Below are 20,744 nucleotides of genomic sequence, written 5' to 3' on the forward strand. Positions count from 1 at the left end.
CCGGGGAATTTGTAGGCAGTGGACAGACACTAGCGGGAGCTCCAGCAGGTCAGTGTGTGGCAATACCCACACCTCGAAGCGACTCTGTTGTCCGAAGTCTCCTTGGCCCGGGGCGCCTCCGTAGGACAGGATCGGCTCCCATGGACCTGCTGAACACGCTGGTGGACAAGGGGCTTCGGCGCGAGCTGCCGACCCGCGAAGAGGCACTGGCCGTCCTCGCGACGTCCGACGACGACCTGCTCGATGTGGTGGCCGCGGCCGGGAAGGTGCGCCGGCACTGGTTCGGCCGGCGGGTGAAACTCAACTATCTCGTCAACCTGAAGTCGGGCCTGTGTCCCGAGGACTGCTCGTACTGTTCGCAGCGGCTCGGCTCCCAGGCCGGGATCCTGAAGTACACGTGGCTCAAGCCGGACCAGGCCTCCGAGGCGGCGGCGGCCGGGGTGGCCGGGGGCGCCAAGCGGGTGTGCCTGGTGGCCAGCGGGCGCGGTCCGACCGACCGGGACGTGGACCGGGTCTCCGAGACGATCAGGACGATCAAGGAGAAGAACGAGGGCGTCGAGGTGTGCGCCTGCCTCGGGCTGCTCTCCGACGGCCAGGCCGAGCGGCTGCGGGAGGCCGGCGCCGACGCCTACAACCACAACCTCAACACGTCCGAGGCGACGTACGGGGAGATCACCACCACGCACACGTACGCCGACCGCGTGGACACCGTCGAGAAGGCCCACGCGGCAGGGCTGTCCGCCTGCTCCGGGCTGATCGCCGGCATGGGCGAGTCGGACGAGGACCTGGTCGACGTCGTCTACTCGCTGCGCGAGCTGGACCCGGACTCGGTTCCGGTCAACTTCCTGATCCCGGTCGAGGGCACCCCGCTCGCCAAGGAGTGGAACCTCACCCCGCAGCGCTGCCTGAGGATCCTGGCCATGGTGCGCTTCGTGTGCCCGGACGTCGAGGTGCGCATCGCGGGCGGCCGGGAGGTCCATCTGCGCACGATGCAGCCGCTCGCCCTGCACCTGGCCAACTCGATCTTCCTCGGCGACTACCTCACCACCGAGGGCCAGGCGGGCAAGGCCGACCTGGAGATGATCGCGGACGCCGGCTTCGAGGTGGAGGGCACCGACCAGGTGACGCTGCCGGAGCACCGCGCGGTCGGCGGCTGCCATGACGGCGGCGGGTGCGGCTCGGACGAGAGCGGCGGAGTCTGCGGTTCGGCATCTGCTCCGCGAGTCGACGAGCCCCGTACCGACCTGGTCGCCGTCCGCCGCCGGGGCGCCGGAACGGACCTCGCGCCCAATGCCTGAGCTGACGGTGCCCGAACTGCTGGAGCTCGACCGGCGGCATGTGTGGCATCCGTACGGCCCGATGCCCGGTCGGCAGGAACCGCTCGTCGTGGAGTCGGCGAGCGGGGTGCGGCTGCGGCTCGCCGACGGCTCGGGAGAGCTGGTCGACGGCATGGCGTCCTGGTGGTCGGCGATCCACGGCTACAACCACCCGGTGCTGAACGAGGCGGCGCGCGGGCAACTGGAGCGGATGAGCCACGTGATGTTCGGCGGGCTCACCCACGAGCCCGCCGTGCGGCTGGCGAAGCTCCTTGTCGACATGTCGCCCGAGGGTCTGGAGCATGTGTTCCTCGCCGACTCCGGGTCCGTGTCGGTCGAGGTCGCGGTCAAGATGTGCCTCCAGTACTGGCGCTCGTTGGGCCGCCCCCGCAAGCAGCGGCTGCTGACCTGGCGCGGCGGCTACCACGGCGACACCTGGCAGCCGATGTCGGTGTGCGATCCCGAGGGCGGGATGCACGAGCTGTGGACCGGTGTGCTGCCGCGTCAGGTGTTCGTCGATCCGCCTCCGGTCGCGTACGAGGAGTCGTACGCCGAGCAGTTGCGCGCGTCGATCGAGCGGCACGCCGACGAGCTGGCCGCGGTGATCGTGGAGCCGGTGGTGCAGGGCGCGGGCGGGATGCGGTTCCACTCCCCCGCCTATCTGCGGGTGCTGCGCGAGGCGTGCGACGCGCACGACGTGCTGCTCGTGTTCGACGAGATCGCGACCGGCTTCGGCCGTACGGGCACGCTGTTCGCGGCGGGGCACGCGGCTGTGACGCCGGATGTGATGTGCGTGGGCAAGGCCCTGACCGGCGGTTATCTGACCATGGCGGCGACGCTGTGCACCTCGCGGGTGGCCGACGGCATCTCGCGCGGCGCGGTGCCGGTGCTGGCGCACGGCCCGACCTTCATGGGCAATCCGCTGGCGGCGGCGGTGGCCTGCGCCTCGATCGAGCTGCTGCTCGGCCAGGACTGGCTCACGGAGGTCAAGCGGATCGAGGCGGGGCTGCGGGACGGGCTCGCGGCGGCCGCGGAGCTTGACGGCGTCGAGGACGTGCGGGTGCTCGGCGCCGTCGGGGTCGTGCAGCTGGATCACGCCGTGGACATGAAGGCGGCCACGGAGGCGGCCGTACGCGAGGGTGTGTGGCTGCGGCCGTTCCGCGATCTGATCTACACGATGCCGCCGTACGTGACGGGCGACGCGGACGTGGCGCGGATCGCGCGGGCGGTGTGCGCGGCGGCGCGGGAGGGATGACATGCCGGTACTGGTGATCACGGGCACGGGCACGGAGGTCGGCAAGACGGTCGTGACCGCGGCGGTGGCGGCGACGGCGCTTGCGGCCGGCCGTTCGGTGGCCGTGCTGAAGGCGGCGCAGACGGGCGTACGGCCCGACGAGCCGGGAGACGCCGCCGAGGTCGCGCGTCTCGCGGGTGCCGTGACGACGGCGGAACTCGCCCGCTATCCCGAACCGTTGGCGCCGGCCACGGCCGCCCGCCGGGCCGGTCGCGCGCCCGTGCACCCGCACGAGGTCGCGGAGGCCGCCGCCAAGCTCGCCACCGAGCACGACCTCGTGCTGGTCGAGGGCGCGGGCGGACTGCTCGTACGGTTCGACCCGGCCGGCGGCACCCTGGCGGACGCGGCCCGGCTGCTGTCGGCGCCGGTGCTGGTCGTGGCGTCGGCGGGGCTCGGCACCCTGAACACGACGGAGCTGACGGCGCGTGAACTGCGCTCCCGGCAGCTGGATCTGGCGGGGATCGTGATCGGGAGCTGGCCCGCCGCGCCGGACCTCGCCTCGCGCTGCAATCTCGCGGACCTGCCGGACGTGGCCGGAGCACCGCTGCTGGGCGCGGTTCCCGCCGGGTCGGGGGCTCTCTCCCCCGCCGGCTTCCGGGCGTCCGCGCCGCGCTGGCTGGCGCCGCGCCTGGACGGCACGTGGGACGCGGAGGCGTTCCAGGTGCGGGAGGCGCCCCCGGCGTTCTGAGAGTTTCGGCGGGCGCGCGGTGAAACCGGCGTGGATGTGATCGCGTGTTGGACTACGTACGTGATCACCTCCGAAGGGAACACCGTGCACACCACACACCCACGCCCGTCCCGGCGAGCGGCCCTCGCGCTGGGCGCCGCCGCCGCTCTCTCGCTGGGCGGCGGCACGGCCCACGCCTTATCCGGTACGGGCGGCGTCACCGCACGGCTGAGGCAACTGGAGCGGGAGCACACCGCCCGGCTGGGCGTGTACGCCCGTAATCTGCGCACGGGCCGGACGGTGGCGTACCGGGCCGACGAACGCTTCCCGATGGCCTCTGTGTTCAAGACGCTCGCCGCCGCGGCCGTCCTGCGCGACTTCGACCGCGATGGCGAGTTCCTGGCCCGGCGCATCCGGTACACCCAGGCCTACGTGACGAAGTCGGGGTACTCCCCCGTCACCCAGGAGAACCTCGCGACCGGCATGACCGTCGGCGAACTGTGCGACGCCACCATCCGCTTCAGCGACAACGCCGCGGGCAATCTGCTGCTGAAGGAGCTGGGCGGACCGACCGCCATCACGCGCTTCGCCCGCTCGATCGGTGACGGTGTCACCCGACTCGACCGGTGGGAGCCGGAGCTCAACAGCGCGGAACCGTGGCGCGTGACCGACACGACGTCTCCCCGCGCGATCGGCCTGTCCTACGCCCGTCTCGTGCTCGGCGACGTGCTGGAGCCCCGGGACCGGGCACGGCTCACGGACTGGCTGCTGCGCAACACCACCAGTACCGAGAAGTTCCGCAAGGGACTTCCCGCGGAATGGCTGCTCGCCGACAAGACCGGCCAGCCGGAGTACGGCGGCGCCCACGACGTGGGCATCACCTGGCCGCCCGACGGTTCGCCGATCGTGCTGTCCGTTCTGACGACCCAGCCCGAGCGGGACGCCCTGGCCGACAACGCGCTGGTGGCCCGGACGGCCGCCCTGCTGGCGGCGGAACTCGCCTAGCGTGGTCGCCGACGGCAGGCCGTCGTGGAACGCCTGGCTGGTCGGCGGCGCCATTGGTGTCGCCGGCCTGCTGGCCCTGCACTCCGCCGTGCCCAACGGGGCCGGGCGACTCGGGAGCCTGCTGGAGACGTTCCTGCCGTGGCTGGGCGTGGCGGTGCCTCTCCTCGGCTGCATCGCCGTGCTCAAGCGGTCACGGGCAGGGCTGCTCGCCTGCCTGGCGCCCGTGGCCGTCTGGCTCTGGATGTTCGGCGGGATGTGGTTCGTCCCGCCCCCGGAGCCGTACGACGTGACCGTCGTCCAGCACAACGTGGCCGACGACAACGCCGATCCCGTCGGCACGGCACGCGCCCTGCTCGCCACGCGGGCAGGGCTGGTGGCCGTAGAGGAACTGACGCCCGCGGCGCGGCCCGCCTATCAGGACGTGCTGGGCGCCTCCCACCCGCACCGGGCGGTCCACGGCACGGTCGGGCTCTGGTCGGCCTGGCCCCTGTCGGACGTACGGCCGGTGGACATCCGGCCCGAGGGTTTCCCGGAGAGCTGGCGGCGCGCTCTGCGGGCCACGGTGTCCGCGCCGGGTGGGGAGATCGCGGTGTACGTGGTCCACCTGCCGTCCGTCCGGCTGGGTCCGACGGGGTTCGCCTCGGCGGACCGCGACGAGAGTGCGGCACTGCTCGGGGCCCGGATCGCGGACGACCCGGCCGGCCGGCTCCTGGTCGTGGGCGACCTCAACGGCACGGTGCAGGACCGCGGGCTCGGTCCGCTCACCTCCCGGCTCGACGCTCCGGCCTCGGGGTTCGCGTTCAGCTGGCCGGCCGCCCTGCCGGTGGCGCGGATCGACCAGGTGCTGGGGCGGGGCGTCGAGGTGACGGAGGTGTCGGCACTGGACGCCACGGGGAGTGACCATCGGCCGGTGCTGGGCCGCGTACTCCTGCGGTAGCCGGCAGGGGTGCGCCGGGCTCGTCCGGGGGACAATCGCGGTAAGGCCCGCCTCGTCAGGGAGGTCTCCATGCCGCTCCGGTCCGCCCGTTCCGGCAAGGCGTCACGAGATGCCGTGCACCATCCCCTGTTCGCCCGTTACTACGCCCGGATCAGTGTCGCCGCCGAGACCCGGGCGGGCGTGGGCAGAGTCCGCGAGAGGCTGCTCGGCGGGCTGTCGGGGCGGGTGATCGAGATCGGCGCGGGCAACGGGCTGAACTTCGCGCACTACCCGGGCACCGTCTCCGAGGTCGTGGCCATCGAGCCCGAGCGGCGGCTGCGGCAGCTGGCCGTGGAGGCCGCCCTGCGCGCGGACGTGCCCGTCGACGTGGTGCCGGGCGCGGCCGAGGCGCTGCCGGTCAAGAGCGAGGGCTACGACGCGGCCGTGGTGTCCCTGGTCCTGTGCAGTGTGCGGGACGTGCCCCGGGCGCTCGGGGAACTACGGCGGGTGCTGCGGCCGGGCGGTGAGGTGCGGTTCTTCGAGCACGGCCGGGGCGGCGGCCGGGTCATGACCTTCAGCCAGCGCGCGCTGGACCGGACGGTGTGGCCGATGGTGAGCGGGGGCTGCCATCTGGCGCGGGAGCCGGTGCGGGCGCTGCGGGACGCCGGTTTCGAGCTCGGTCCCTACCGGCAGATGCTGATGCCGGAGCAGGGGCCGGCGCTGCCCATCTCGTACTGCGTGCTGGGCACGGCGTGGCGCCCGGTCAGCTCGTAGCCCGCGCGGTCACAGGCTCCACTGGCGCAGCTCCTGCTCGATGTCCCGCACGGACGCATCCCCGCTCTTGACCAGCCGGGCGAGGTCGCGGACCTGCTCGGGTGAGGTGACGACCTTGGCGCCGCTGGCGACGAGGTACGCGTAGGCGACGGCGGAGGCGAACAGGGCGTTGGAGCGTTCCAGCGCGGGGACGTGGATCAGGAGCTGGAGCAGCGCGGCGGCGCGGGCGTGCGGGCTGTCGTAGACGGGGACGTCGAATATGGCGGCCTGGTGGCGTGCGACGGCGGCGACGAGGGCTCCCCAGTCGGTGACCTGGGGGTCTCCCGGGGTCTTCTGCTCGGCGAGCATCAGCAGCCAGGCGAGGTCGATCTCGAGGTTGTTCAAGGGTTCAGTGGCGACCTTCGCGCGTGCCCTCACGGTCTGCGCCGAACTCCTCGGCGAAGACGGACTCGTACTGCTTCATGAAGTCGGCGGCGGCCTCCACGAACGTGTGGCCCACCTCGCCGGTGTCCTGTCTGACCAGCTCCTCGATGTAGCGGTTGACGCTCATGCCGCGGGCCAGGGCGCGTTCGCGGGCGGCTCGGGCGGTGCCTTCGTCGACTCGCACGTTCAGCTGGGTCTTCGCCATACCTAGAAGCTAGCGCGGAGGTGCTAGCACCGGCAAGGGCGGGACTCCGACCCGAGGAGGATACCGAGTGTGGGCCGCGTCACATTACCCTCGGGCAAGGCGACGGAATCCGGTGTCCAGCACGAGGAGGCGGCCTTGTCCACACCTGCTGCGGAGCACGTCCCCGGCCTCGCGTCGGCCGACGGGATCGCGGCCCGGGCCCGCGGTCTGACCAAGGCGTACGGCTCGGGCGAGACGACCGTGCTCGCGCTCGACTCGGTGGACGTGGACATCGTCCGCGGCCGGTACACCGCGGTGATGGGGCCGTCGGGCTCCGGGAAGTCCACGCTGATGCACTGCCTGGCGGGGCTCGACACCGTCTCGGCCGGGCAGGTGTGGCTCGGCGACACGGAGATCACGGGTCTGAGGGAGCGCGAGCTGACGCGGCTGCGCCGCGACCGGATCGGGTTCATGTTCCAGTCGTTCAACCTCATCCCGACCCTGAACGCGCTGGAGAACATCACCCTGCCCATGGACATCGCGGGCAAGAAGCCCGACGAGAAGTGGCTGGACCAGGTGATCGACACCCTGGGTCTGCGGGACCGGCTCGGGCACCGGCCCTCCCAGCTCTCCGGCGGCCAGCAGCAGCGGGTGGCCTGTGCGCGGGCGCTGGCTTCCCGGCCCGAGCTGATCTTCGCGGACGAGCCGACCGGCAACCTCGACTCGCGCGCCGGGCTGGAGGTGCTCGGTTTCCTGCGCGAGGCGGTGGACCATCTCGGGCAGACCGTCGTCATGGTCACCCACGACCCGGGCGCCGCGGCCCACTCCGACCTGGTGCTCTTCCTCGGGGACGGACGGATCGTCGACGAGATGCGGCGGCCGACGGCTCAGTCCGTGCTGGAGCGCATGAAGCGCTTCGACGTGATCCGGACCCGTTTCGACGACGCCCCGGCGTCGTCCGAGGAGAACTGATCCCGTGCTCAAGGCGACCCTGAGGAGCTTCCTGGCGCACAAGGGGCGGCTGCTGCTCTCGGCGCTCGCCGTCCTGCTGTCCGTCGCGTTCGTCACGGGCAGCCTGATCTTCTCGGACACCGTCAGCCGTACCTTCGACCGGCTGTTCGCCTCCACCGCTGCCGATGTCACCGTCAGCCCGAAGGAGGACCTCGACGAGGCGGTGCCCTCCGGCCGGACGGCCACCCTGCCGGCCGCGCTCGCCGAACGCGTGCGGCGGGTCGACGGCGTCGCGGCGGCACGTGCCGAGGTGGACGTGGACGGCCTCACCGTCGTCGACGAGGAGAACGAGCCGGTCGGCCCGACCACCGGGGCTCCCACGCTGGGCACCGCCTGGAACCCGACCGAGCGCAGCCCCGTGGAACTGACCTCCGGTCACGCCCCGCGGGGCGACGGGCAGGCACTGCTCGACTCGGAGACCGCCGACCGCAAGGACGTGCGCATCGGTGACACCCTCACCGTGATCGCTCCGCCCGGGTCGTTCGAGGTCCGGGTCGTCGGCATCGCCACGTTCACCACCACCAACCCCGGCGCCGCACTGGTCTTCCTCGACACCCCCACCGCGCAGATGAAACTGCTCGGCGCTCCGCGGGCCGCCACCAGCATCTCGGTCGACGCCGCCGACGGTGTCAGCGACGAGCGGGTCAAGCAGCGTGTGGCCGCCGCGCTCGGCGCGCACACCTACGACTTCAGGACCGCCGACGAGCAGGCGAAGTCGGACGTGGAGCAGCTGGGCGGTTTCCTCGACGTCATCAAGTACGTGATGGTCGGCTTCGCCGGGGTCGCCGTGCTGGTGGGGGTGTTCCTGATCGTCAACACCTTCTCCATGCTCATCGCCCAGCGCACCCGCGAGCTGGGGTTGTTGCGCGCGCTCGGCGCCGACCGGCGCCAGGTCCGCCGCTCGGTGCTCACCGAGGCCCTCCTGCTCGGTCTGGTCGGCTCCACGCTGGGGCTCGCCGCGGGTATCGGGCTCGCGGCCGGGCTCATCGAGCTGATGGGCCTGCTCGGCATGAACATCGCAGCCGACGAGATGGTCATCGGCTGGGTGACGCCCGTGACGGCGTACGTCGTCGGTCTCGGCGTCACCTTCGTCGCCGCGTACCTGCCGGCGCGGCGGGCCGCGGGGGTCTCGCCGATGGCCGCCCTCTCGGACGCCGAGGTCGCCGGGGTGGGGCGGCCGCTGCGGGTGCGCGCGGTGGCGGGCGCGGTCGTCGGGGCAGCCGGTGTGGCGGCGCTCGTGGGGTGCGCGGTGTCGGAGCGGACGTCGTCGGCCGCGTCCCTGCTGGGCCTCGGTGTCGTGCTCACCCTGATCGCGACCGTGATCGCCGGGCCGCTGCTGGTGCGCCCCGTGATCCGCGTGCTCGGCGCGGCCTTCCCCGCGCTGTTCGGGTCCGTCGGACGGATGAGCCAGCGCAACGCCCTGCGCAATCCCCGCCGTACCGGAGCCACCGCGGCCGCCCTCATGGTGGGCCTCGCCCTGGTCGGCGGGATGTCGGTGGCGAGCGAGTCGATGACCGCTTCGTTCGACCGGCAGATCGACAACACGCTGGGCGCCGACTTCGTGATCCAGAACACCAACTTCCTGCCGTTCCCGAAGGAGGTCACCGACGAGGTGCGCGGCACCGAGGGCGTGGGCCTGCTCGTGCGGGGGCGGTTCACGCCGGTCGCGGTGCGGCTCCCGGACGGCGACCGCGTGGAGACGACCGCCGCGGGCTACGATCCGCGGCTCGACGAGGTCGCCAACATCACGTACGTACAAGGGGACTCCACGGCCGCGCTCGCCGGTGGGCGCCTCGCCATGGACCGGGACTTCGCGCGTGACCACGACGTACGGGTGGGCAGCGCGCTCCCGGTGGAGTTCCCGGGCGGGCGCAGGGCCGAGCTGACGGTCGGAGCCCTCACCGACCAGGACGCCGCCGAGGGGTTCGGTACACAGGGCGGGCTCTACTTCGGCCTCGCCACCCTGGAGCGGTACGCGACGGGCGGGCAGGACTCCGCGCTGTACGTCAACGCCGCTTCCGGCACGAGCGACGACGACCTGCGCGCGAACCTGGAGCGGACCCTGGACCCCTACCCGCAGGTGCAGGTGCGGGATCTGGCCGACTACAAGCAACTGGTGCACGACCAGATCGCCGTCCTGTTGTACCTCGTGTACGCGCTGCTGGGGCTGGCGATCATCATCGCGGTGCTCGGCGTGGTCAACACCCTCGCGCTGTCGGTCGTCGAGCGCACGAGGGAGATCGGGCTGCTGCGGGCGATCGGGCTGGCGCGGCGGCAGCTGCGGCGGATGATCCGGCTGGAGTCGGTGGTGATCGCGGTGTTCGGGGCCGTCCTGGGGCTCGCGCTGGGGCTGGTGTGGGGTGTGTGCACGCACGAGGTGCTGGCCCTGCAGGGCATGACGGCCCTCGCGATCCCGTGGTTCACGATCGTCGCGGTGGTGGTCGGCTCGGCGGTGGTGGGAGTCGTGGCGGCGCTGCTCCCGGCGTTGCGTGCGTCCCGCATGAACGTACTGGCGGCCATCGCGCACGAGTGATGGAATCGCGGCGGGTACTCAAGTCGCTTCCACGTGAGGAGAGTTCATGTCGCGTCCGTTCCGCTTCGGGGTCAACCTGCTCGAATCCGCGTCCGCCGAGGAGTGGCGCGCCAAGTGCCGCCGGGCCGAGGAGCTCGGATACGACGTGATCCTCGTCCCCGACCATCTGGGCATGCCGGCACCCTTCCCGGCGCTCGTGGCGGCGGCCGAAGCGACCGAACGGCCGAGGCTCGGCACCTTCACGCTCAACGCGGGCTTCTGGAACCCGGCGCTGCTGGCCCGCGAGGTGGCCACGACGGACGCGCTGACGGGCGGCCGGCTGGAGCTCGGCCTCGGCACCGGCTACGTACGGGCGGAGCACCAGAAGGCCGGGCTGCCGTTCGGCTCGCCGGGCGAACGGGTGGACCATCTGCGGCGCACGGTCGAGGAGCTGGAGCGGCTGCTGGGCTCGGACGAGCACCAGCCGCAGGCGGCGCAGCGGCCCCGGGTGCCGCTGCTGATCGGCGGAAACGGCGACCGAGTACTGCGGCTGAGCGCCGAGCACGCCGACATCGCGGCGTTCACCGGGGCGCGTACGGTGCCGGGCAGCGCCACCGGGCAGTTGACGCCGATCACCGCGGAGGAGCTCGACGAACGCGTGGCGCGGTTCCTGAAGTTCGCGGAGGACCACCGCGAGGAGCCGCCCGAGCTGAACCTGCTGCTCCAGATGGTGATCGGCACCGAGGACCGCGAGGCCGCGGTTCGGCCGTTCCTCGAATATTTCCCGGACATGACGGTGGATCAGGTCCTGGAGCTCCCCATCTGCCTGGTCGGCACCCCGGACGAGCTCACGGAGCAGGTCCTGGCCCGGCGTGAGCGCTACGGCTTCACGTATCTGACCGTCCTGGAGCCCTACATGGAGGCGTTCGCACCGGTCATGGAGCGGGTGCGCGGGGCCTGAGGTCCGGATTCTGAAATGGTGTGCCCGGGGGCGGCCGTGCCTGATGTGATCACGGCATGACAGAGCTACGCATCCGGGCCGCGACGCCCGAGGACCTCGACACCGTGCTGGCCTTCTGGAAGGTGGCCGCCGAGGGCACGAGCATCAGTGACGACCGCAGTGGGGTGGAGCGGCTGGTCGCACGCGACCCCGAGGCCTTGATCCTGGCAGAGCGGGACGGCGAGCTGGCCGGGACGGTGATCGCGGGGTTCGACGGCTGGCGCTGCCACCTCTACCGGCTGGCCGTGCATCCGGACCACCGCCGCCAGGGCATCGCCTCCGCGCTGCTCGCCGCGGCCGAGGAGCGGTTCGTGCGGCTCGGCGGGCGGCGCGCGGACGCGATGGTGCTCACGCGCAACGAGACCGCGCACCGCGCGTGGGGGGCCGCCGGGTACGCGCCCGAGGAGAAGTGGCGGCGTTGGGTGAAACCGCTCACGGACTAGGCGTGCGGGTCGGAGTGAAGCCCTCACCGGCCGGGCGCGCTGTTCGGGGAGGGCAGCTGAGGACTCCTGCCACGAGCCGGTGGGCGTAGGCGGTGTCGAGTCCGTCCGGGCGGAACAGGATGCGGTACATCATGGGCGCGACGACCTGGTCGATGACCGTCTCGACGCCGGGTGCCGGCTCCCCCCGCTCGGACGCGCGACGGAGGATGACGTCGATCTGCTGGGCGGCGTAGGCGGAGCACTGGCCGGCGTTGCCGCCGTCCGGGTCGCCGAGCAGGGCGTCGCGGATGTAGGCGCGGCCGGTGGGCGAGGACATCTCGTCGAGGAACTGCTCGGCCCAGGCCGTCAGGTCGGACGTCAGGGTGCCGAGGTCCGCGGGTTCGGTGTCGGGCCGCAGCCGCTCGACCGCCACGTCCGACAGCAGTTCCTGCATGTCTCCCCAGCGGCGGTAGATCGTCGACGGCGTCACGCCCGCGCGCTGGGCGACCATCGGCACGGTCAACGCGTCCCGGCCGGCCTCCGAGGCGAGTTCGCGCACGGCGGTGTGCACCGCCGCCTGGACCCGGGCGCTGCGCCCGCCGGGGCGCACCATCTGCCTGCTCACGGAACCCACCTTAAAGCGAACCCGTTGCGTCTAGCACGGTACGCACCGGGCCGCGGGCGCGAGACCGCTGGCGGGCCGGGTTTGTTCGCAGGCGTGCCCGACCCGCAGCAACACGCTCTCCCCGAGGGGCGGCCCGATGAGCTGCATGCCGATCGGCAGCCCCGCCGTGTCGTGGCCGACCGGTACGGACACTGCGGGCACGCCGGTGATGTTGGCCGGGGCGGAGAGCCGCACATAGGCGTCGGAGACGCCCTCGACGGTGCCGTCGGCCCAGGTGACCTGCTCCTGACCGGCCGCGACGGCGGCCGTCGGCACGGTGGGGGCGGCGATCAGGTCGACCTCCCGCATCATGCGCGCCCATTCCCGCCGCATGAGGGTGCGGGAGCGCTGGGCGCGCAGGTAGTCCCCGGCGGGCATGAGTTCACCGGCTTCCAGGAGGATCCGGACGTCGGCCTGGTAGAGCTCGGGGACCGTGCGCAGGGTGCTCTCGTGATAGGCGGTGGCCTCGGGCACCATCAGGCCCCACTGGGTGGCCTGGATGTAGCGGGTCATGGGGATCTCGACCTCGACGAGGCGGGCACCGAGCGACTGGAGCCGGCCGATCGCGCTTCGGACGGCGGCTTCCACCTCCGCGTCGACGTGGTCGAAGTAGTAGGTGCGCGGCACGCCGATCCGCAGTCCGGTCAGATCCGTGTCGGGGCCCGGCCGGTAGTGGGCCGGTGCTGTGACCAGGGATGCGGGGTCGCGCGGGTCGTGGCCGGCCAGGGCCTCGAGGACCAGGGCCGCGTCCTCGGTGGTGCGGGTGATCGGGCCGACGTGGTCCAGCGACCAGGACAGGGACGTGACGCCGTGGCGCGGGACGAGGCCGTAGGTCGGTTTGAGGCCGACGGCCCCGTTCAGCGCGGCGGGCACCCGGATGGATCCGCCGGTGTCGGTACCCAGGGCGAAGGTGGCGGCGCCGGCGGCGACGGCGACGGCTGATCCGCCGCTGGAGCCGCCGGCGACCCGGCCGGGGTCCCAGGCGTTGTGGGTCTGCGGGGTGGTCAGCCCGTAGGCGAACTCGTGCGTGTGGGTCTTGCCGACCAGGACCGCTCCGGCCGCCGACAGGCGTGCGGCGACGGTGCTGTCGGTCTGCGCGCGGTGGTCGGACCGGACCCGGGAACCGGCCGACGTCGTCGTACCGGCGACATCGATCAGGTCCTTCAGGCCCATCGGGATGCCGTGCAGCGGACCGCGGTGGCGGCCGGCGGCGATGTCGTTCTCGGCTCGGCGCGCGGCCCGGCGCGCCTGCTCGGCGTCGACGGTGACGTAGGCGCGAAGGTGCGGCTCCACCTGCTCGATGCGCCCCAGTACGGAGTCGGCCAGCTCGACGGGGGACAGCTGACGTGCCCGGATCGCGTCGGCGGCGGCCGCGAGCGTCAGTTCATACGGCTGCATCGTGCGTCTCCTTCGCCATCGTGCGCATCCTTCACCGCTGCCGCGCGGTAGACGGGGGCGGGCGGGGTGTCCCCGAAGTCCAGCTCCCTCAGGACCGCCACGACGGAGTGGATGTGGTCGGCGGTGGCCGCGACCGCCGCGTGACGGTCGGCGGGCAGTACGAGCCCGGCGCGGTGGGCCCAGCGGGCCGCTTCGGGCGGCGTGAGTTCGGGCTGGGACATGGACTCCCCTGTAAAGGCTAATGATTTGCGTTAGCGGACTCTAGGACCTACGGTCGCCTTAACGCAAACGGATTGCTTTAAGCACCCCGAGGAGGACCATTGACCACGCCCGCTTCCTGGACCGTGGGCGGCATCGCCGTCCACCGCGTCGACGAGATCCCCCTGCCACCCGCCACCGGCCCCTGGCTGCTGCCCGACGCCACCCCACAGGTCGTCACGGGGCAGCAGTGGCTGCGCCCCCACTTCGCCGACGACGAGGGCGTCCTGCGCATCGACAGTCACAGCTTCGCGTTCACCGTCGGCGGGCTGCGCGTCCTGGTGGACACCGGCATCGGCAACGGCAAGGAGCGGGCCAACCCCGCCTGGCACCATCTCGACACCGACTACCTTCGGCGCCTCAGCGCCGCCGGATTCCCCCCGGACGCGGTCGACTTGGTGATCCTCACCCACCTGCACGCCGACCATGTCGGCTGGAACACCCGGGAGGTGAACGGCGAGTGGGTGCCCACCTTCCCGAACGCCCGCCACCTCACCTCCCGCGCCGAGCGGGAGTTCTGGTCCGGGTACGACATGGACGAGGCGCGCCGGCAGATGTTCCGCGACTCCGTGATCCCGGTGGAGGAGGCGGGACTGCTCGACCTCCTCGACGTCCCCGCCGAGGGCCTCGACGTCGTCCCGGGGCTGCGCCTGATCCCGACTCCCGGGCACACCCCCGGCCATGTCGCCGTCGAACTGACCAGCCACGGACGCACGGCACTGATCACCGGCGACTGCGTCCACCACCCCGTCCAGCTCGCCCACCCCGGCATCGGCGCCTGTGTCGACATCGACCCCGGACGGTCACAGACCTCGCGTCGCGAGCTGCTCGGCGCGCTCGCCGGCACGGACACCCTCCTCCTGGGCACCCACTTCCCACCGCCCACCGCCGGCCACGTCGTCCCGCACGAGGGCGCCTACCGGCTCTCCCCGGTCCCCGCCGACTCCCCCTGAGCACCCCCACCGCAGGACTTTGCCCATCCTTTACCCTTGGATGGCCACTCGGTTCTGCATGAAAGGTTGTGAGCGTCCGCCCATGGGCGAGCCTCCCAGTACGCGACACCGCGCGTTCCGCCCCGTCCTGGAGAACCATGGAACAGGGGTGAACCGATGACCGAAGTGCTCCTCCTCCTGACGGCGATCCTGCTCTCGATCGCCTGCGGCGCCTTCGTGGCGGCCGAGTTCTCCCTCACCACGGTCGAGCGCGCCGAGCTGGAGCAGGCGGTGGCACGCGGCGACCGGGGCGCGCAGGGCGCACTGAAGGCCGTACGGAACCTGACGTTCCAGCTCTCCGGGGCGCAGCTCGGCATCACGGTCACCAACCTGGTCGTCGGCATGCTCGCCGAGCCGTCGATCGCCGCGCTGATCGCCGGGCCTCTGGAGGACATCGGCATCTCACGGTCGGCGTCGCACAGCCTGGCGCTGGTGCTGGGCACGGCTTTGTCGACGGTGTTCCTGATGGTCGTGGGCGAACTGGTGCCCAAGAACTGGGCGATCTCGTCGCCACTGACGGTCGCCAAGACCGTGGGCAACGCCCAGCGCTGGTTCAGCGCCGCGTTCCGGCCCTTCATCAGGCACCTCAACAACACGGCGAACCGTGTCGTGCGCCGGATCGGTGTGGAGCCCGCCGAGGAGCTGGCGTCGGCGCGCGGCCCGCAGGAGCTGGCGGCGCTCGCCCGGCACTCCGCCAGGGAAGGCGTCCTGGCGGCCGACACCGCCGAGCTGTTCGTACGGACGCTCAACCTCGCCGACCTGACCGCGGAGAACGTGATGACGCCCCGGGTGCAGGTCGTCGCCCTGGACGTGCAGGCGACCCTGGAGGACGTGGCGAACGCGACCCGGGCGACCGGCCTGTCCCGGTTCCCGGTCTTCCGCGACACCCTCGACTCGGTCGTCGGAACGGCGCACGTCAAGGACGTGCTGGCGGTACCGGTGGAGCGCCGGACCCGGATCTTCGTCTCCGAGCTGATGCGCGAGCCGCTGCTGGTCCCGGAGACCCTCACCGTCGACCGGCTCCTGGACCGGCTCTCCGGCAAGCGCACGATGGCCGTCGTGATCGACGAGTACGGCGGCACGGCGGGCGTGGCCACCCTGGAGGACATCGTCGAGGAGGTCGTCGGCGAGGTGCGCGACGAGCACGACCCGCACGAGCTGCCCGACCTCGCGCCGGCCGGCACGGACGAGGCCGGCCACGCCCTGTACTCGGCCGACGGCTCCGCGCGCGTGGACCACCTCGAACGCGTCGGGCTGCGCGCCCCGGAGGGGCCGTACGAGACGCTCGCCGGGCTGGTGGCGACGGTGCTCGGCCGGATACCGGCCGTCGGTGACAGCCTGGAGGTCGCCGGCTGGCGGCTGGAGGTCCTGGACGCCGCGGGCCGCCGGGCCGCCCGCGTCCGGCTGCACGCGCCCCTCGACGACGAGAAGCCCGACGAGAAGGGAGCGGAGCTGTGACCGCCGTCCAGCTGCTGATCGGTCTGGCGACGCTCGTCGTCAACGCCTTCTTCGTCGGCGCCGAGTTCGCGCTGATCTCGGTGCGCCGCAGCCAGATCGAGCCCTACGCCGACCGGGGCGACCGGCGCGCCAAGAGCGTGCTGTGGGGCCTGGAGCACGTGTCCGCGCTGATGGCGGCCGCGCAGCTCGGCATCACGCTGTGCACGCTGGTGCTGGGTGTGGTGGCCGAGCCGGCGATCGCGCACCTGCTGGAGCCGGTGTTCCACGCGATGGGCGTGCCCGAGGGCGCGGGGCACGCGGTGTCCTTCGTGATCGCGCTGGCCCTGGCCACGTATCTGCACATGCTGCTCGGCGAGATGGTGCCGAAGAACATCGCGCTCGCCGAGCCGGTGCGCAGCGCGCTCACGCTCGGCCCGCCCCTGGTGACGCTGTCCCGGGCGCTGCGCCCGGTGATCTTCACGGTGAACGCGTTCGCCAACGCGCTGCTGAAGCTGCTGCGCGTCGAGGCCCGGGAGGAGGTCGCCGCCTCCTACTCGGACGCCGAGATAGCGCAGATCGTGAAGGACTCCAGCGAGGCCGGCCTCATCGACGACCGCGCCCAGGAGCGGCTGCACGACGCGCTGGAACTGGGCCGCCGTCCGGTGCGCGACGTGGTGCTGCCGCTGGAACGCGTGGTGTACGCGCGCGTGGGCGTCACGCCGGACGAGCTGGAGCGGCTGTCGGCGGAGTCGGGGTTCTCCCGCTTCCCGGTGGTGGACGAGGGTCGGCGGATCGTCGGCTATCTGCACGTGAAGGACGCGCTGGACGCCGTCGGGCGTGATGTGCCGTTCCGGCTGCGGGACATGCGGCCCATCGCGCGCGTGCGGGAGCACACACCGCTGGACGACGTCCTCACGGCGATGCGGGGCAGCCGTACGCACCTCGCGGCGGTCCTCGGGGCGGACGGCCGGCTGGCCGGCCTCGTGACCATGGAGGACGTACTGCGGGAGCTGTTCGGCCAGCGGGCGTGAGGGCCCGGGTGCCGAGGCTCCTACCGGGTGACCGACTGCTGGGTATGTGCACGGGATACCATTTCCGTCGCCATGCACACGAACCCCGCCTACAGCAGCCTCGTCACGGTCGGCGACTCCTTCACCGAGGGCATGTCGGACCTGTTGCCCGACGGCACCCACCGGGGCTGGGCCGATCTCCTCGCCGCGCGGATGGCGGCCCGCACGCCCGGCTTCCGCTACGCCAACCTCGCGGTGCGCGGCAAGCTGATCCGGCAGATCGTCGACGAGCAGGTGGACGTGGCGGCGGCCATGGAGGCCGACGTCGTCACCCTGGTCGGCGGGCTCAACGACACGCTGCGGCCGAAGTGCGACATGGGCCGGGTGCGCGGGCTCCTGGAGGAGGCCGTGGAGCGGCTGGCCCCGTCGTGCAAGCAGCTCGTGCTGATGCGCAGCCCGGGCCGCCGGGGTCCTGTCCTGGAGCGGTTCCGGCCGCGCATGGAGGAGCTGTTCGCCTGCGTCGACGAGCTCGCAGCACGGCACGGCGCGATCGTCGTCGACCTGTACGGCGCCCCCTCGCTCGCCGACCCGCGGATGTGGGACGTGGACCGGCTGCACCTGACGGGCGAGGGCCACCGCAGGGTCGCGGAGGCGGTGTGGCAGGCGCTCGGCCACGAGCCCGAGGACACCGAGTGGCGCACCCCGATGCCGACGACGCTGCCGCCCGGCTGGGTCATGCGCCGCGCGGCGGACCTGCGGTTCGCCCGGCAGCACCTGCTGCCCTGGATCGGCCGCCGCCTGACGGGCCGCTCCTCGGGCGACGGCCTGCCGCCGAAGCGGCCCGAGCTGCTGCCGTACGAGGACCAGGCGTAGGCGGTTCCCGAGGCGGCGCGGGTGACAGGCGGACTCGCGGCAGGGTCACCGAAACGCTCTTGTAGGTTCCCACGAACGGACCCGCGGCGCTGGCCTGCACGAATCGCCAGTAGAATCCGTCCACGTGACTTCCGCTCCCGCCAAGCCCCGCATCCCGAACGTCCTCGCCGGACGGTACGCCTCCGCCGAGCTCGCCACGCTCTGGTCGCCCGAGCAGAAGGTGAAGCTGGAGCGGCAGCTCTGGCTCGCCGTGCTGCGCGCCCAGAAGGACCTCGGGGTCGAGGTGCCGGACGCGGCGCTCGCGGACTACGAGCGTGTGCTCGACACCGTCGACCTGGGCTCCATCGCCGAGCGCGAGAAGGTCACGCGGCACGACGTGAAGGCGCGGATCGAGGAGTTCAACGACCTCGCCGGGCACGAGCACGTACACAAGGGCATGACCTCCCGCGACCTCACCGAGAACGTCGAGCAGCTTCAGATCCGCCTCTCGCTGGAGCTGATGCGCGACCGCACGGTGGCGGTCCTGGCCCGCCTGGGCAAGCTGGCCGGGGAGTACGGCGAGCTGGTCATGGCCGGCCGCTCGCACAACGTCGCCGCGCAGGCCACCACCCTCGGCAAGCGCTTCGCGACCGCCACCGACGAGCTGCTCGTCGCCTACGGCCGGATCGAGGAGCTGCTGGGCCGCTACCCGCTGCGCGGCATCAAGGGCCCGGTCGGCACCGCGCAGGACATGCTGGACCTGCTGGACGGGGACGGTGCGAAGCTCGCCGAGCTGGAGCAGCGGATCGCCACGCACCTGGGCTTCTCGCAGGCGTTCACGTCGGTCGGCCAGGTCTACCCGCGCTCGCTCGACTACGAGGTCGTCACGGCGCTGGTGCAGCTGGCGGCCGCGCCGTCGTCGCTGGCGAAGACGATCCGGCTGATGGCCGGGCACGAGCTGGTCACCGAGGGCTTCAAGCCCGGTCAGGTCGGCTCCTCGGCGATGCCGCACAAGATGAACACCCGCTCCTGCGAGCGCGTCAACGGCCTGATGGTGATCCTGCGCGGCTACGCCTCGATGACCGGCGAGCTGGCGGGCGACCAGTGGAACGAGGGCGACGTGTCCTGCTCGGTGGTGCGCCGGGTCGCGCTGCCGGACGCGTTCTTCGCGCTGGACGGTCTGCTGGAGACGTTCCTGACGGTGCTCGACGAGTTCGGCGCGTTCCCGGCGGTCGTGGCCCGTGAGCTGGACCGCTACCTGCCGTTCCTCGCCACCACCAAGGTGCTGATGGGCGCCGTGCGCGCGGGCGTGGGCCGCGAGCTCGCGCACGAGGCGATCAAGGAGAACGCCGTCGCCTCCGCGCTCGCGATGCGCGAGCAGGGCGCCGAGCGCAACGAGCTGCTCGACAAGCTGGCCGCCGACACGCGCATTCCGCTCGACCGCACCGAGCTGGACGCGCTGATGGCCGACAAGCTGTCCTTCACCGGCGCCGCGGGCGACCAGGTCGCCGCCGTCGTCGCCCGGGTCGAGGAGATCGTGAAGCAGCACCCCCAGGCCGCGGGCTACACGCCCGGCGCGATCCTCTGACGCGCCGCACACGATGCCCCGTTTCACGCCCGAGGAGTTGGAGGCCGCCCGCGACCGTGTCGTGCCGGACGTGGTCGCGGACGGTCTGCGGGTGCTGTTCTGCGGCATAAATCCCGGTTTGATGACAGCCGCGACGGGCCATCACTTCGCCCGCCCCGGCAACCGCTTCTGGCCCGTGCTGCACCGCTCCGGGTTCACACCGCGGCTGCTGGCGCCGTCCGAGCAGCAGGAGCTGCTGTCGCACGGGCTCGGCATCACCAATGTCGTGGCGCGGCCGACCGCTCGGGCCGACGAGCTGAGCGCCGAGGAGTTCCGGGAGGGCGGGCGGCTGCTCGCGCTGAAGGTGGGGCGGCTGCGGCCGCGCTGGCTGGCCGTGGTCGGAGTGACCGCGTACCGCGCCGCGTTCGACGACCGGAAGGCCCGGGTCGGCCCGCAGTCGCGGATGATCGGGGACACGCGGGTGTGGGTGCTGCCCAATCCGAGCGGGCTGAACGCCCACTGGACGGCCGAGACGATGGCCGAGGAGTTCGCGCGGCTGCGGGAAGCGGCCGGGAGCTGATCTCCTACGGCGGGTCCGTCTCCGTGACCAGGGCCAGCAGTTGGATCCCGTGCGACGTGTCCCGGTCGGTGACCGCCACGGCGACCCAGCGGCCGGTGCCCTCCACCTCCCACAGGTACGCGACGCTCGCGCGCTCGCTCAACTCGGCCCACGGCCGGGGGATCTCCTCCTGCTCGGTGCGCAGCAGGACGGTCTGCAGGTTGTAGGGGGGCGTGTCGCCCCAGCGTGAGGCGAGGAGTTCGTAGACGGCGTCCCGGTCCTTCTCGTACTGGTCGATCGTCACCGCCCGGAGCGCCGGGTCGTCGTCGCCCGCGGCATCTAACACCGCGGTGTGATGACCGGGTCCGGAAACGCCGACGTCCGACGGGCCGTGCTCCGCCGGAAAGGGGCGGTAGCACAGCTCGTCTATGAGGGCGATGTGCTGTGCGATGTTCATGGGTCCAGTAAACCCGCCGCCACTGA

At 72.3% G+C, this 20,744-nt stretch carries 22 protein-coding genes; 16 read left to right on the top strand and 6 right to left on the bottom strand.

Going from position 1 to position 20,744, the window contains the following annotated elements; all coding sequences use genetic code 11:
• The first annotated feature begins 140 nt into the window (after positions 1 to 140).
• The 6 genes from bioB (at position 141) to PV963_RS06790 (ending at position 5,972) form a co-directional block, all read left to right on the top strand.
• Positions 141 to 1,298, top strand: a complete 1,158-nt coding sequence (bioB, locus tag PV963_RS06765; RefSeq protein ID WP_274814685.1) for a biotin synthase BioB — start codon at positions 141 to 143, stop codon at positions 1,296 to 1,298.
• Complete coding sequence (locus PV963_RS06770) at positions 1,291 to 2,571, top strand: adenosylmethionine--8-amino-7-oxononanoate transaminase (RefSeq protein ID WP_274814686.1); 1,281 nt, start codon at positions 1,291 to 1,293, stop codon at positions 2,569 to 2,571. The genes bioB and PV963_RS06770 overlap by 8 nt, the downstream gene beginning before the upstream one ends.
• Before the next feature lies 1 nt (position 2,572).
• Positions 2,573 to 3,298, top strand: a complete 726-nt coding sequence (bioD, locus tag PV963_RS06775) for a dethiobiotin synthase (RefSeq protein ID WP_274814688.1) — start codon at positions 2,573 to 2,575, stop codon at positions 3,296 to 3,298.
• 60 nt (positions 3,299 to 3,358) lie between these two features.
• A complete protein-coding gene (gene bla / locus PV963_RS06780) occupies positions 3,359 to 4,282 on the top strand; it encodes a class A beta-lactamase (RefSeq protein WP_274814689.1) in 924 nt (307 codons plus the stop codon).
• A gap of 1 nt (position 4,283) precedes the next feature.
• Positions 4,284 to 5,219 (top strand): endonuclease/exonuclease/phosphatase family protein, encoded by a 936-nt coding sequence (locus tag PV963_RS06785; RefSeq protein WP_274814691.1) that lies wholly within the window; start codon positions 4,284 to 4,286, stop codon positions 5,217 to 5,219.
• A 69-nt stretch (positions 5,220 to 5,288) separates the two neighbouring features.
• Positions 5,289 to 5,972 carry a class I SAM-dependent methyltransferase gene (locus PV963_RS06790; protein ID WP_274814692.1) on the top strand — a complete coding sequence of 228 codons (684 nt, stop codon included), beginning with the start codon at positions 5,289 to 5,291 and terminating at the stop codon, positions 5,970 to 5,972.
• A 9-nt stretch (positions 5,973 to 5,981) separates the two neighbouring features.
• On the opposite strand, the gene PV963_RS06795 is transcribed toward PV963_RS06790, so the two are convergent.
• Entirely contained in the window at positions 5,982 to 6,356 is a 375-nt protein-coding gene (locus tag PV963_RS06795; protein ID WP_274814693.1) for a fic family toxin-antitoxin system, toxin component, read from the bottom strand.
• A 4-nt stretch (positions 6,357 to 6,360) separates the two neighbouring features.
• The gene (locus tag PV963_RS06800; RefSeq protein ID WP_020270799.1) at positions 6,361 to 6,600 is read right to left on the bottom strand and encodes a hypothetical protein; all 240 of its coding nucleotides are present in this window, start codon (positions 6,598 to 6,600) and stop codon (positions 6,361 to 6,363) included.
• 135 nt (positions 6,601 to 6,735) lie between these two features.
• Between PV963_RS06800 and PV963_RS06805 the strand changes: the two genes are divergently transcribed.
• From PV963_RS06805 to PV963_RS06820, 4 genes are read left to right on the top strand one after another with little or no spacing between them, the layout of a single operon-like run.
• A complete protein-coding gene (locus PV963_RS06805; RefSeq protein ID WP_274814696.1) occupies positions 6,736 to 7,551 on the top strand; it encodes an ABC transporter ATP-binding protein in 816 nt (271 codons plus the stop codon).
• Positions 7,552 to 7,555: 4 nt separating this feature from the next.
• Complete coding sequence (locus PV963_RS06810; protein ID WP_274814697.1) at positions 7,556 to 10,123, top strand: ABC transporter permease; 2,568 nt, start codon at positions 7,556 to 7,558, stop codon at positions 10,121 to 10,123.
• A 46-nt stretch (positions 10,124 to 10,169) separates the two neighbouring features.
• Positions 10,170 to 11,063 carry an LLM class F420-dependent oxidoreductase gene (locus tag PV963_RS06815; protein ID WP_274814699.1) on the top strand — a complete coding sequence of 298 codons (894 nt, stop codon included), beginning with the start codon at positions 10,170 to 10,172 and terminating at the stop codon, positions 11,061 to 11,063.
• 56 nt (positions 11,064 to 11,119) lie between these two features.
• Complete coding sequence (locus tag PV963_RS06820; RefSeq protein ID WP_274814700.1) at positions 11,120 to 11,545, top strand: GNAT family N-acetyltransferase; 426 nt, start codon at positions 11,120 to 11,122, stop codon at positions 11,543 to 11,545.
• Here PV963_RS06820 and PV963_RS06825 read toward each other — a convergent pair.
• The 3 genes from PV963_RS06825 to PV963_RS06835 are packed head-to-tail and all read right to left on the bottom strand — an operon-like array spanning position 11,535 to position 13,807.
• Positions 11,535 to 12,137, bottom strand: coding sequence for a TetR/AcrR family transcriptional regulator (locus PV963_RS06825; RefSeq protein WP_274821957.1), 603 nt, complete (start codon positions 12,135 to 12,137; stop codon positions 11,535 to 11,537). The two genes, PV963_RS06820 and PV963_RS06825, sit on opposite strands and share 11 nt — an antisense overlap.
• 42 nt (positions 12,138 to 12,179) lie before the next feature.
• The gene (locus PV963_RS06830; protein ID WP_274814701.1) at positions 12,180 to 13,586 is read right to left on the bottom strand and encodes an amidase; all 1,407 of its coding nucleotides are present in this window, start codon (positions 13,584 to 13,586) and stop codon (positions 12,180 to 12,182) included.
• A complete protein-coding gene (locus tag PV963_RS06835; protein ID WP_274814702.1) occupies positions 13,568 to 13,807 on the bottom strand; it encodes a hypothetical protein in 240 nt (79 codons plus the stop codon). Before PV963_RS06835 ends, PV963_RS06830 begins: the two co-directional genes overlap by 19 nt.
• A 99-nt stretch (positions 13,808 to 13,906) precedes the next feature.
• Between PV963_RS06835 and PV963_RS06840 the strand changes: the two genes are divergently transcribed.
• From PV963_RS06840 to mug, 6 genes are all read left to right on the top strand, one after another.
• Entirely contained in the window at positions 13,907 to 14,797 is an 891-nt protein-coding gene (locus PV963_RS06840) for an MBL fold metallo-hydrolase (RefSeq protein WP_274814704.1), read from the top strand.
• Positions 14,798 to 14,953: 156 nt separating this feature from the next.
• Complete coding sequence (locus PV963_RS06845) at positions 14,954 to 16,294, top strand: hemolysin family protein (RefSeq protein ID WP_274814705.1); 1,341 nt, start codon at positions 14,954 to 14,956, stop codon at positions 16,292 to 16,294.
• Positions 16,291 to 17,304 (top strand): hemolysin family protein, encoded by a 1,014-nt coding sequence (locus tag PV963_RS06850; RefSeq protein WP_274814707.1) that lies wholly within the window; start codon positions 16,291 to 16,293, stop codon positions 17,302 to 17,304. The genes PV963_RS06845 and PV963_RS06850 overlap by 4 nt, the downstream gene beginning before the upstream one ends.
• A 72-nt stretch (positions 17,305 to 17,376) precedes the next feature.
• A complete protein-coding gene (locus tag PV963_RS06855; RefSeq protein ID WP_274814709.1) occupies positions 17,377 to 18,156 on the top strand; it encodes an SGNH/GDSL hydrolase family protein in 780 nt (259 codons plus the stop codon).
• Positions 18,157 to 18,280: 124 nt separating this feature from the next.
• Positions 18,281 to 19,723, top strand: coding sequence for an adenylosuccinate lyase (gene purB / locus PV963_RS06860; RefSeq protein WP_274814711.1), 1,443 nt, complete (start codon positions 18,281 to 18,283; stop codon positions 19,721 to 19,723).
• A gap of 13 nt (positions 19,724 to 19,736) precedes the next feature.
• Positions 19,737 to 20,282, top strand: a complete 546-nt coding sequence (mug, locus tag PV963_RS06865; protein ID WP_274814712.1) for a G/U mismatch-specific DNA glycosylase — start codon at positions 19,737 to 19,739, stop codon at positions 20,280 to 20,282.
• Positions 20,283 to 20,286: 4 nt separating this feature from the next.
• On the opposite strand, the gene PV963_RS06870 is transcribed toward mug, so the two are convergent.
• Positions 20,287 to 20,718 (bottom strand): hypothetical protein, encoded by a 432-nt coding sequence (locus PV963_RS06870; RefSeq protein ID WP_274814714.1) that lies wholly within the window; start codon positions 20,716 to 20,718, stop codon positions 20,287 to 20,289.
• Between the last annotated feature and the right edge of the window lie 26 nt (positions 20,719 to 20,744).

The sequence above is a fragment of the Streptomyces coeruleorubidus genome (genome assembly GCF_028885415.1).
GTDB lineage: Bacteria > Actinomycetota > Actinomycetes > Streptomycetales > Streptomycetaceae > Streptomyces > Streptomyces coeruleorubidus_A.